Origin of the sequence: Streptomyces sp. NPDC048606 (assembly GCF_040650855.1) — a bacterium.
Lineage (GTDB): Bacteria > Actinomycetota > Actinomycetes > Streptomycetales > Streptomycetaceae > Streptomyces.
In genome coordinates this window covers 17,204-28,618 of the sequence record NZ_JBEZIB010000062.1, presented here as the reverse complement: position 1 = coordinate 28,618, position 11,415 = coordinate 17,204, and the positions used below count along the sequence as shown (strand labels likewise).

The window sequence follows — 11,415 nt, the reverse complement described above, 5'->3', positions numbered from 1 at the left end:
GGGGCTGGTGCACGGTGAGATTGGCGTACACGTCCGCGTCCGGCAACCGCTCGTAGTCCAGGCCGTTCAGGCGTACCGTCAGCTCGCGCCCGAAGGCGAAGCACAGGGTGAAGCCCACCAGGGCGTCCCCGTCGAAGGCCGCGAACACCACCGAGCGGTCGTCCAGCCGATCGGCCATGCGCCCCAGGAAGCCGCGCAGGTGCTCGACGGAGGTGTCGTGGCCGTACTTGCGCTGCACCTGGGCGTGCAGCACGGCCGCCTCCTCCAAGACCTGCGAGAGCCTGAGCTGCTCCATGCGCAGTCCGCTGCCGGCGAACCGGCGGGCCTCCCGGCGGAAGTTGGTACGGCGCTGCTTGGCGGGCAGCGCGTCGGTGAAGTCTTCGATGCCGTCGCCCACGGGGTCCACCACGCAATCGGCACCCACGAGCCGCAGGTGCGCGGGCGCGCGGGGGCGGGCGAGACGGGCCGCGGCGAGCACCAGAGCTGCGTCGTCGGTGGTCAGGAAGGGCCACCACCACGCGCCGGCGGCGCGCGGCTCGTGCTCCAGGGCATCGGCCAGCAACAGGGCCAGATCCGCCGTCACCTGGCCGGCCGGGGTGTCCGGCGGATGCAGCAGGCCCGAACGGTAGCCCCGCCGGCCGCCCAGGGTGAGGCGGGGCGGGCCGGTGTCGCCCAGGGCTTCCAGCGGCCGGTAGTCCGGGTGGGCCTCCCGGGGGTTCCAGTGGCCGACGAGCGCGGCGGCCGGGTTTCCGTCCCGGGTCAGGAGGGAGTACCGGGGTTCGGCGCCTCCGGCGGAGTCGACTAAACGCAGCCACTCGGCGCCGAGGTGGAACGGCGTCGATTCCGTCAGAATATCCCATCCGGAAAACGGGGATTCGGCCGTACGAACATGATGCGCATTCATTGGATTTCCCGTGAAGAATATGACCGCCCGACGGAACGCCGAGGTCGAACCTTAAGTTCGGGAGGGGTATGTCAGGAAAAGGGGCGGGCGTGCGAGCACCGAGGGGCGGGCATGCCGAACAGGGCCGGGAATGCCGGGGGCGCGCTGTGCGCGAAGTGGGGATTGGGGCGGATGTGACCGGTCTCCAGCCGCACGAAGGGGCTGGACGCTGACCAGGCGCCGCAGCTTGATCCTGCATGAGTTGCCTCTGAACAGCAAGACTGTCGGTGTGTGGCGTGGATCACCCTACGATTTGCGGCCCGGGGTGCCGTGTGGCCGGGTCGGGGGTGGCCGGGGTTCGTTCGTGAGACTGCGTCGAGAGGCCCCGCGCCCGCCGCCTATCGCACACCCAAAGAAATCCGCGAGAACCCGCATTGAGTGCCTGGATTTCCTGCGGGGGCCCTGTATTCGATTTCTCGAAACACGAATCGTGGGCAATGATGACCGCCGCAGGGCAGCGGTGGCTTTATCGGCCCCGCCTGGGTATGCCCTGTTCGAGTTTTCGACCTTCCCGATGTCAGACCGGAGGAAGCATGCCGGACACTTCCCTGAACGATTGGCCGTACGCGTCCTCGGACACCACCGCGGTTACGCATGTCGCCGTGGGCCTGAGCGTGGCGCTGCTGGCGGACCTGGAGAGGCTGCTGCCCGCCCGTAGCGTGCTGGTTGTCGACGAACCCGACACCGTCCGAGCGCGCCAGGGCCGGGAGCGGATCGCCGGCTTCACGTGCGTGGCCGGACTGGTCGAGGCGCCGACACAGGACGAGGCGGGCGCCGAGCGGCTGGCCGCCCTGATACGCCGGCCGCAGCGGCTGCGAGTAGTCGTGCCGGCGCTGGAGTACGGCGTCGTGACGGCCGCCGCGCTCGCCGAAGCCTGGAACGTGCACGGTGCGGGCGTCGGCGCCGCCCGGCTGCTGCGGGACAAGTCCCGGCTGCGCTCGGCGGCCGCTGGACACGGCATCGACCAGCCCGACTGGGAGGTGGCCGAGTCCGTCGGTGCCGTCGAGGAGTTCCGGGCCCGCCATGGCGGGCGCTGTGTGGTCAAGCCGGCCAACCGACAGGCGAGCCTCGGCGTACGGCTGCTGGAGGCCGGCTCCGACGCCCGCGCCGCGTGGGCCGCGACCACCTCCGCCGACGAGGCGCGCCAGCGTGCCCGGAACGCCCTGCCGCCGAAGTACCTGGTCGAACAGCGCCTGGAGGGACCCGAGTTCAGCGTCGAGGCGCTGGTCCTCGACGGCCGGACCGAGTTCTCCAACATCACCGCGAAGAGCGTCCAGTACGGCGACAGCCCGGTGGAGCTGGGGCACGTGGCGCCCGCCGCGCTGCCCGCCGAGGTGGCGGAGCAACTGGCCGCGGCAACCCGGCGGCTGCTCGCGGCCACCGGCTTCCGTACCGGAGTGGTGCACGCCGAGTGGATCCTGCACGACGGCCGTCCCCACCTCGTCGAGTGCGCGGGACGGCTGCCGGGCGACGGCATCGGCCAGCTCATCAATCTCAGCCACGGCTGCGACCTGACCAAGGACTACCTGCGGGTCCTCGAAGGGCGTCTCCCCCTCGTGTCCGGAGGCGCCGCACGCGCCGCCGCCGTCCGATTCCTGACCGCGGGCCCCGGCCTCGTCACCGCCGTCGACGGCGTGGAGGAAGCCGGCCGGGCACCCGGAGTGGTGGAGAGCGAGGTCACCGTGGAACCCGGCGCCACGGTCGGCGCCGTCGCCAGCTCCTGGGACCGGCTGGGGCACGTGATCGCCACCGGCGCGACCCCCGAGGAGGCCGCGGCCCGCGCGGTGCACGGCGCCGGCCTGATACGCGTCACCACCGAGGCGCCGGCGTGAGGGGCGGTGCGCTGCGCGCCTACGTCCCGCCGGGCCGGGCGGGCCGGCGGCTGGCGCTGATCTCGCTCGTCGATTCGGTGGGTACCGGACTCTTCCTGGCCGGCTCGGCCGTCTTCGCCGTCCTGCACGTCGGTCTGACCACCACCCAGTTCGGCTGGGCGATGTCCGCCGCAGGCCTCGTCGGGCTGCTCGCGGGCATTCCGCTGGGGCGGCTGGGGGACCGAATCGGCCCGCGCCGTCTGCTGGTGGCGCTCCAACTGTGGCGCGCGGCCTGGTTCTGCGTCCTCGCCTTCGCCGACGGCATCCACGTCTTCACGGTCACCGTCTGCTGCCTGGCCCTGGCCGAGGCGGCGGTGTCCCCGCTGACCCAGGTGGTGGTCGCCGGCGCGGTCGGTGACGAGGAGCGGGTGCGCACGATGGCCATCCTCAGGACCCTGCGCAACGCGGGCTTTTCCGTCGGCGCACTGGCGGCGGCGCCGCTGCTCACTGCGGGCACGGTCTGGGCGTTCCGGTCGGTGGTGCTCGTGGATGCCGCGTCCTTCGTGGCCGCGGCCCTCGTCCTGGCGCGGCTGCGGCTCGCCGCCCACGTACCGGCGCCACCGAGCGACGGCACCCTGTTCAAGGCACTGGCGGGGCTGCGCGACCTGCCGTACCTGACGCTCGCGGGTCTCAACAGCGTTCTCGTCCTGCACATGACGCTGCTGTCGATCGGCATCCCGCTGTGGGTGGTGTCCGGCACGGACGCCCCGGTCGGCGTGGTGGCGGTTCTCACCGCGGTGAACACCGTGCTGGTTGTCCTGCTCCAGGTGCCGCTGTCGCGCCGGGCCGAGAAAGGCGCCGGATCGATGCGCTGCCTGGCCCTGGCGGGCGGAGCCCTGGCGGTCTGCTGCGTCGCCCTCGCCGGTGCCGGCGTGGTGGGCCGGCTGCCTGCGATCGGCCTGCTGGTGGTGGCGACGGCCGCGATGACCCTGGGCGAGATCCTTCAGTCGGCCGGCGCGTGGGAGCTCTCGTACCGTCATGCGCCGCCAGAGCGGAGGACGGAGTATCTGTCGGTGTTCAATCTGGGCTTCAGCGCGCAGGAGATCGCCGGACCGGTCCTGTTCACCGGTGTGGTGATCGCCCTGGGCGGCTGGGGATGGCTGGCGCTGGGCGGGGTGTTCGCCCTCGCCGGTGCGCTGGCACGGCCCGTGGCGGGCCGGCTCGCGGCCGTCCGCGCCCGCACACACATCGAAAGTTCCCTGGCCGAACAATGATGTCCGATATTCGGACACTCCCTTGCGGGAGTCCTTCCCCACAGGGATGATCGGCATCAACCGCTTGCAGACACGGCCAGGTCAGCCTGTCTCGCGGCCTTCTCTCCTCCCGCTCTTGTCGCGACTGCCGACAGAGCCTCCTCTTCCCGACGGCGTCCTGCGCCCGTCCTTCAAGGCGGACCCATGCTCCCCACCGCTTCCGTCCCCGCTGCCGACAGACGGCAGAACACCGCCACAGCGGTGCTGGACACCCTTCTCTCACACGGGGCCACGCACTTCACCGGGGTTCCCTGTTCCCTCCTCAAGGGACTCTTCCGGCTGCTGGAGTCTGCCGAACGCCCCGCTGCGTATCTGCCCGCACCCCGTGAGGACACCGCCCTGGGCACGGCCTCCGGACTCGCCCTCGCCGGCGCCCGCCCCGTCGTGCTCATGCAGAACTCCGGGCTCGGCTACTCGCTGAACGTCCTGACCTCCTTCAACCTCATCTACGACGTCCACCTGCCGCTGATCGTCAGCTGGCGCGGGCACGACGGCAACGACGCGGTCGAACACGACGTCATCGGCCGTGAACTGCCCCGCCTGCTCGACGTGTTCGGCCTGCCGTGGACCGTGCTCGACCCCGACCGCCCCGCCGAGTCCACCGAGGAATTTCTCGCCGCGCACGACTCCGGGCGCCGCACCTCCGTCCTCGTCGTCCGGGAAGGAATCTGACGTGCTCGACATCCGCACAGCCATCCAGGCACTGCTGGACCGCGAACCGACCGCGCTCGTGGTCAGCACCTGCGGCTACATCACCCGCGACCTGTACAACCTGGCCGACCGGCCACAGCACTTCTACCTCGTCGGCTCCATGGGCATGGCCGCCCCGATCGGCCTCGGCATCGCCCTCGCCCGGCCCGGGCGCCGCGTCCTCGTCCTCGACGGCGACGGCTCGTTCGCCATGAACCCCGGCTGCCTGCCGACGATCGCCGAGCACCGGCCGGACCTCGTGCACGTGGTCCTCGACAACGGGGCGCACGAGAGCACCGGCGGCCAGCGCACCGCCGCCCTCGGCGACCCGCCCGCCCTGGCCCTGGCCGCCGGATACCCGGCCGCCCACATCGTCGAGGATGCCGACGCCCTGGCAGCCGTGGAGCTCGACGGGCACCCGACCCTCCTCCACATCCGCTGTACGCCCCGCACCCACCCGGCAGGCGGCCGAGTCGAGCAGACGCCCCAGCAGCTCGTGGCACGCTTCCGGAGGGAACTGGCGACCGACGGGGTGAACCGGTGAAGCCCGTCCTGCTGGACTGCACCCTGCGCGACGGCGGCAACCAGAACGCCTGGCACTTCACCCCCACCGACGTGCGGACCATCGTCACCACCCTCGACGCCGCGAAGGTCGACGTCATCGAAGTGGGATACCGCGGCGGCTCCGGCAGCCGCGACAGCAAGGCCGCAGGCGCACCGGCCCACTGCACCCCCGCCTACCTCGCCGCACTGCCCGCCGTCGGCCACGCCGAGCTCGCCGTGATGGTCGTCCCCACCGCGTGTCCTCCGAACGCACTGGACGACCTGCCCGACAGCCCGGTCTCCATGGTCCGCATAGCGGCCTACCCCTGGAACATCGCGGGCGTGCCGGAGTACGTACGCGCCGCACGACGCCTGGGCCTGAAGGCCGGCGTCAACCTGATGGCCGCCAGCTACACCACCCCGGAGCAGCTGGCCCGGATCGCGGACACCATCCGGGCGGAACCGCCCGACGTCTTCTACATCGCCGACTCCTTCGGCAGCCTGACACCGGACGACGTCCGGGACCGCATCGCGCTGCTCACCGAGCGGCTGCCGATCCCCGTCGGCCTGCACGCCCACAACAATCTGGGCCTGGCCGCCGCCAACGCCCTGGCAGCGCTGGACGCCGGAGCGACCTGGCTGGACACGTCGCTGTGCGCCATGGCCCGCGGCGCCGGAAATCTGGCCACCGAACAGGCGGTCGCGTTCCTGACCGCATGGCCCCGCCACCAGACCCGCGCTCATCTGCCGAGCGTGTGTGAAGCCTCCGAATACGTGGCCGAGCACGTGCTCCCACGCCCCATGCCGGTGCGCCGGGCCGAGATCGCCGCCGGGATCAACGACCACCACTTCTACTTCCAGAACCGCATCGACAAGATCAGCGCACAGTACGGGCTCGACCCCTGGGAGGTCGGCCGCCGACTGGGCACGACACGACCGCACAACGTCCTCGACGACGAGGTCGAGCGGGTGTGCCGCGTACTCACGGGAGAGATTCCTTCATGATCCACACCACATCCGCCGGTACTGGCGTCTCGCCTGCGGCCCGGCTGCTGGCCTTGCTGCGCGCGCCCCGGCTCGCCCGCGCCATGGGCGCCCACAACCCGCTTAGCGCACGCCTTGCCGAGGAGGCCCGCTTCGACGTCATCTGGTCCAGCGGTTTGGAGATCTCCGCCGCTGCCGGAGTCCCCGACGCCAACATCCTGGCGATGCCCGAATGCCTCGACACGGCCGCCTCGCTGGCCGCCCGAGTGGACGTTCCGGTGCTCGCGGACTGCGACTCGGGCTTCGGCAACGTCAACAACGTCATCCACATGGTGCGCGCCTACGAGGCGCGCGGCGTCGCCGGCGTCTGCATCGAGGACAAGCGGTTCCCCAAGCTCAACAGCTTCGTCGAAGGGAACCAGGACCTCGCTCCGCTGGACGACTTCGCCGGGAAGATCCGCGCCGCCGCCGACGTACGCCGCGACCTCGTCGTCGTCGCCCGTCTCGAAGCTCTGATCTCCGGACTCGGCATGGACGAGGCACTGCGCCGCGCCGAGGTGTACGAGCGGGCGGGCGCGGATGCCCTGCTGATCCACTCCAAGCGCACCGAACCCGACGAGGTCTTCGCCTTCCGCGCGGCCTACGACGGCGACCTGCCCGTCATCATCGTACCGACCACGTACCACAGCGTCACCGCCGACGAACTGCAGGAACGCGGTTTCGCCATGGCGATCTACGCCAACCAGGCCCTGCGCAGCTCGGTGCGCGCCATGCGCGACACCCTCACCCGCATCATGCGCGACGGCACCACGCACCACGTCGAGGAGGACCTGGCCCCCTTGAAGGAGATCTTCGACCTCCAGCGGATGCCGCAGATGCTGGAACAGCAGTCCCACTACGAGGCCCTGGGCCGCGACCTGGCGGAGGCCACCCGATGACGACCACCCCCACCCACCTGCACCTCGACTTCCACGGCACCCTCCTCGACCTGGACGTGGCACCCGGCGCGGACGTCGCCAGCGCCCTCGCCTTCCTCGGCACCCACCTGGCGGCCCTCCCCGCCCGACCGGACACCAGGCTGCGCAGCCCGCTCGCCACCCTGCGGATCGCCGCGGCACCGGACGCCCGGCACACCCCGCCCGGCACGGCCGCCTGGGAGGACATCCACCTCCGCAAGAGCGCGAGCGAGTTCTTCACCGTCCCCGCCCGGCGCACCACCCTGGACGACCGCGAGTACCTGGAGTGCACCAAGACCGGCTCCCGCCTCACCTTCGACCGCACCGCCCGCACCGTTGACGTCGCCCTCGGCCGTGACGGCGCCATGGACCTCGTCGAGCTCGTCCGCGACCTCGTCCTGAAGGACCAGGAGAACTCCGGCGCCGCCGTCCTGCACGCCACCGCCGCCTACCGTGACGGCACCGCCGTCCTCGTCACCGGCGCCAAAGGAGCCGGCAAGAGCACCCTGCTCCTGGAACTGGTGGAGCATTTCGGCTACCGGATCCTCAGCGGCGACAAGACGGTGCTGCACGAGCGGCCCGACGGCTCCGTCCTGGCCGCAGGCTGGCCCGACTACCCCCACCTCGGCTACGGCACCGTCGCCAAATACCCGGGCCTGAAGGAGATCGCCGGCCTCAGCGACGACTACGAACCCCGTGCAGACCACGCCTTCTCACCGCTCGGCAAGTTCGCGGTGCACCCGGTCCGGTTCCGTGAGCGCTTCCCCAGCGCCCCACTCGGCGCGCACGTCCCCGTCACGGCGATCCTCCACCCGGCCATCGGCCCCGGCGAGCACACCCTCGTCGAGCCCGCGGCCGACGGCACCGAAGCCCAGGAGGCCCAGCTGCGCGCCAACCTGGAGTCCGCCTTCGACGGCGCGCACGCCTGCTGGCACCACTACGCCGACGACCTGCGCGAGCGCACCGCGGACCGCAGGGACCGCATCACCCGCGCCCTCGCGGACGTTCCGGCATGGACGGTGACGGGCCCCGGAGACCTGACCCCCCAGAACACCCCGGCCCTCATCGCCGACAGCACCGCGGGCGGGCCGGCGTGATCGAACTCAAAGTGACCGGTACCGGCCTCGGATCCCACCACGACCTCACTGACCACATCGCCCGCGCGCTCGCCGAGCACGGCGCAGGCGACGGCCTCGCCGGCGTCTTCGCCCACGGCAGCACCGTGGGACTGACGGTGATGCGCTACGAACCCGGAGCCGTCCGGGACCTGCTCACCGTCCTGGACCGCCTCGCCCCCGACAGCCCGGACGCAGGCGCGCGCTACCTGCACGAGCTGACCACCGGCGACCCCAACGGCTCCGCCCACCTGAAGTCGTCCCTGCTCGGCACCAGCCTGCTCGTGCCCTTCACCGCCGGCGCCCTCGCCATGTCGCCCACCCACCGCGTCGTCCTCTTCGACTTCGACTTCCTGCCGGCCACTCGCCGCATCCTCATCGACCTGCCCCGCCCCGCCTCCCCCCGCGCAGGGCACCCCACCGGCAAGGAGAACGTCCAGTGAAGCTGCGGCTGGCCACACCCGGCCCCACCGAGGTCCCCCAGCGGCTGCTGCTGGCGGGCGCTCGCGAGATCGTGCACCACCGCTCCTCCGAGATGGAGGCCCTGTTCCAGGAGATCAACACAGGTCTCCCGCCGCTGTTCGGCACGCAGTCCCCGGTCTACTCCTTCGCTGCGTCCGGCACCGGCGCCATGGAGGCCTCCGTCGCCAACTGCTTCACACCCGGCGACGAGGTCCTGATCGTCTCCAACGGCTACTTCGGCGAACGCTTCCAGGCCATCGCCCGCGCCTACGGCCTGACCGCGCACGTGGTCCAGAGCCCCTGGGGCACCAGCGCCGACCCCGAGAAGGTCGCCGAGGCCTACGCCCGCCACCCGGACGTCCGCGGCGTGCTCGTCGTCTACAGCGAGACCTCCACAGGCGCGCTCAACGACGTCCGGGCCATCGGCGAGATCTTCCGGGACACCGACGCCATCGTCGTCGTCGACGCGATCAGCGGACTGCTCGTCCACCCCATGGAGATGGACGCCTGGGGCCTGGACGTGGTCCTCGCCGCTTCCCACAAAGGCTTCATGCTGCCGCCGGGACTCGCCTTCGTCGCCCTGTCCGACAAGGCGTGGACGGCGGTGGAGCGCGGCACAGGCCCGAACTACTACTGGTCGTTCAAGCGGCTGCGACAGTTCTACCCGATGTCCTCCTCGTCCCCGGCCGTCTCGCTGCTGCTCGCCCTGCACGAGTCGCTGAAGATGCTCGGCGAGGAGGGCCTGGCCCCCTTCCGCGACCGGCACGCCCTGCTCGGCCGCGCGGCCGAACGGGCCCTGCTCGCCCTGGGCTTCAGCCCCTTCATCCAGCCCCCGCACCAGCGCAGCAGCGTCATCACGGCCGCGCTCGCCCCTGAGGGCGTCGACACCGGTGTCCTGCTCAAGACGCTGTCCGCCAAGTACGGCCTCACCGTCACCGGCGGCCAGGCCCACCTCAAGGGCGCACTCCTCCGGATCGGCCATGTCGGCGCAGCCGACGCCCTCGACCTGTGCGCGGTCTTCGGCGCGCTGGAACTGGCCCTGCTCGACTGCGGCCACACCTTCACGCCCGGTGCCGGCACCGGCGAGGTAATCCGCACCGTCCACGAGGGAGAACGCTGATGCTGGTCCTGTTCCAGCGCGAGACCTGCCCCGACTGCAAGCCGGTTCGTGAACTGCTCACCCGGCTCCAGGTGTCGTACATGAACGTCAATGTACCCAAGCCCCGCGAGGACCGGCACGAACTGATCCGCGTCACCGGCAGCAAGTACATCCCCGCCCTCGTCGACGGCGCCACCGTCATCCCCGGCAGCCTGCGGGAGAACGCCGACATCATCGCCCACCTCAAGGAGAGGTTCGGCGATCCGGACGCCGAACCGGAGCCGCGGGCATGAGCCAGGGGGACACCCCGCCCGCGATCACCGCGCCGCGCATCGCCGTGATCGCGGGCACTCCACAACTGATACGCGCAGCCCGCACCCTGGGCGTCGATACCGTCCTGGTACACGAGGCCGGACAGCCCGCACCGGCCTGCGCGGCCGAGGCCGGCGACGTGCTGGCGACGGACCTGAGCGATCCGGACGCCCTGCACGCGGTGCTGCTACGCGTCCACATCAACCGCCCCTTCCACCGGTTGCTGTCGCTCACCGAGGCGGGCCTGCTGCCCGCCGCCAAGGCCGCCGAGCGCCTTGGCGTCCCCGGCAACCCCCCGAGCACGGTGCTCCTGCTGCGGGACAAACGGCGCATGCGGGCCCTGCTGAACGAGCGCGGCCTGAGCCCCGTACGCACCACGGCACCACGCGACTGGCGCGACCTGGCCGCGTTCTGCCGGACGACCGGTGGCGCGGTGATCCTCAAGCCTGCCTCCGGCAGCGGCAGCGAAGCGGTGCTCCGCGTCGCAGCACCCCGGGACGCACAGCGGGCCTGGACGGACTTCACGCGGGCCGGAGGCACGGACCCGGTGGCGGAGGAGTACCTGGAAGGGCCGGAGGTCAGCGTCGAGACCTTCACGCACGCACGCGAACACGCAGTGATCGCCGTGACCGACAAGACCACATGGCCGTCCTTCGTCGAGGCGGGCCACACCATGCCCAGCAGGCTGCCGGCGGCGGACCGGGACGCCGTGACCGCACTCGTACGGGCCTTCCTGGACACCGTGGGCTTGTGGGAGGGGCCCGCCCATACCGAAGTCAAGATCACCCCGACCGGCCCGAAGATCATCGAATCCCACAACCGGATCGGCGGCGACAAGATCCGGGAACTGATCCGCCGGTCGTACGGCCTGGACCTGCCCGCCCTCACCGTGGGCTGCCCCCTCGGGCTACTGCCCCCGCCGCCCACGGACCCCGTCCCGGTCGCGGGCGCGGCGATCCGCTTCCTGTCACCGGAGCCGGGCCTCGTCCGCCGCATCACGCTGCCCGGCGGCCTCCGAGCCGACGACGTCGTGCGGGTGGGAGCGCGGATCGGCGACCGGATCCGCCCACTTCGAGACTCCGATGACCGCTGCGGGTACGTCCTGGCCACCGGCGAGGACGCGACGGAAGCCGCTCGGCGCGCCGACACCCTGCGAATGGGCGTACTGATCGAAATGGAGGCGTGAG

At 71.5% G+C, this 11,415-nt stretch carries 12 protein-coding genes; 11 read left to right on the top strand and 1 reads right to left on the bottom strand.

The annotated features are described in order from the left end of the window. Window positions 1–904: GNAT family N-acetyltransferase (locus AB0D01_RS37840; RefSeq protein WP_363063606.1), on the bottom strand; the 904-nt coding region annotated here is incomplete at its 3' end. A 572-nt stretch (window positions 905–1,476) separates the two neighbouring features. On the opposite strand from AB0D01_RS37840, the gene AB0D01_RS37835 reads away from it, so the two are divergent. The 11 genes from AB0D01_RS37835 (at window position 1,477) to AB0D01_RS37785 (ending at window position 11,414) form a co-directional block, all read left to right on the top strand. Continuing rightward, the gene (locus tag AB0D01_RS37835) at window positions 1,477–2,775 is read left to right on the top strand and encodes an ATP-grasp domain-containing protein (protein ID WP_363063604.1); all 1,299 of its coding nucleotides are present in this window, start codon (window positions 1,477–1,479) and stop codon (window positions 2,773–2,775) included. Beyond that, entirely contained in the window at window positions 2,772–4,028 is a 1,257-nt protein-coding gene (locus AB0D01_RS37830) for an MFS transporter (protein ID WP_363063602.1), read from the top strand. The genes AB0D01_RS37835 and AB0D01_RS37830 overlap by 4 nt, the downstream gene beginning before the upstream one ends. A gap of 183 nt (window positions 4,029–4,211) precedes the next feature. Beyond that, window positions 4,212–4,739, top strand: coding sequence for a thiamine pyrophosphate-binding protein (locus tag AB0D01_RS37825; RefSeq protein ID WP_363063600.1), 528 nt, complete (start codon window positions 4,212–4,214; stop codon window positions 4,737–4,739). 1 nt (window position 4,740) lies between these two features. Further along, the gene (locus tag AB0D01_RS37820; protein ID WP_363063598.1) at window positions 4,741–5,301 is read left to right on the top strand and encodes a thiamine pyrophosphate-dependent enzyme; all 561 of its coding nucleotides are present in this window, start codon (window positions 4,741–4,743) and stop codon (window positions 5,299–5,301) included. Beyond that, entirely contained in the window at window positions 5,298–6,305 is a 1,008-nt protein-coding gene (locus AB0D01_RS37815) for a hypothetical protein (RefSeq protein ID WP_363063596.1), read from the top strand. The genes AB0D01_RS37820 and AB0D01_RS37815 overlap by 4 nt, the downstream gene beginning before the upstream one ends. Next, entirely contained in the window at window positions 6,302–7,222 is a 921-nt protein-coding gene (locus AB0D01_RS37810) for an isocitrate lyase/phosphoenolpyruvate mutase family protein (RefSeq protein ID WP_363063594.1), read from the top strand. The genes AB0D01_RS37815 and AB0D01_RS37810 overlap by 4 nt, the downstream gene beginning before the upstream one ends. Then, window positions 7,219–8,337, top strand: a complete 1,119-nt coding sequence (locus AB0D01_RS37805; RefSeq protein WP_363063592.1) for a hypothetical protein — start codon at window positions 7,219–7,221, stop codon at window positions 8,335–8,337. The genes AB0D01_RS37810 and AB0D01_RS37805 overlap by 4 nt, the downstream gene beginning before the upstream one ends. Continuing rightward, complete coding sequence (locus AB0D01_RS37800; protein WP_363063590.1) at window positions 8,334–8,798, top strand: YjbQ family protein; 465 nt, start codon at window positions 8,334–8,336, stop codon at window positions 8,796–8,798. Before AB0D01_RS37805 ends, AB0D01_RS37800 begins: the two co-directional genes overlap by 4 nt. Next, window positions 8,795–9,937, top strand: coding sequence for an alanine--glyoxylate aminotransferase family protein (locus AB0D01_RS37795; protein ID WP_363063588.1), 1,143 nt, complete (start codon window positions 8,795–8,797; stop codon window positions 9,935–9,937). The genes AB0D01_RS37800 and AB0D01_RS37795 overlap by 4 nt, the downstream gene beginning before the upstream one ends. Then, entirely contained in the window at window positions 9,937–10,209 is a 273-nt protein-coding gene (locus tag AB0D01_RS37790) for a glutaredoxin domain-containing protein (RefSeq protein WP_363063586.1), read from the top strand. The genes AB0D01_RS37795 and AB0D01_RS37790 overlap by 1 nt, the downstream gene beginning before the upstream one ends. Further along, window positions 10,206–11,414: an ATP-grasp domain-containing protein gene (locus AB0D01_RS37785; protein WP_363063584.1), complete on the top strand. Its 1,209-nt coding sequence runs from the start codon at window positions 10,206–10,208 to the stop codon at window positions 11,412–11,414. Before AB0D01_RS37790 ends, AB0D01_RS37785 begins: the two co-directional genes overlap by 4 nt. Window position 11,415: the final 1 nt, after the last annotated feature.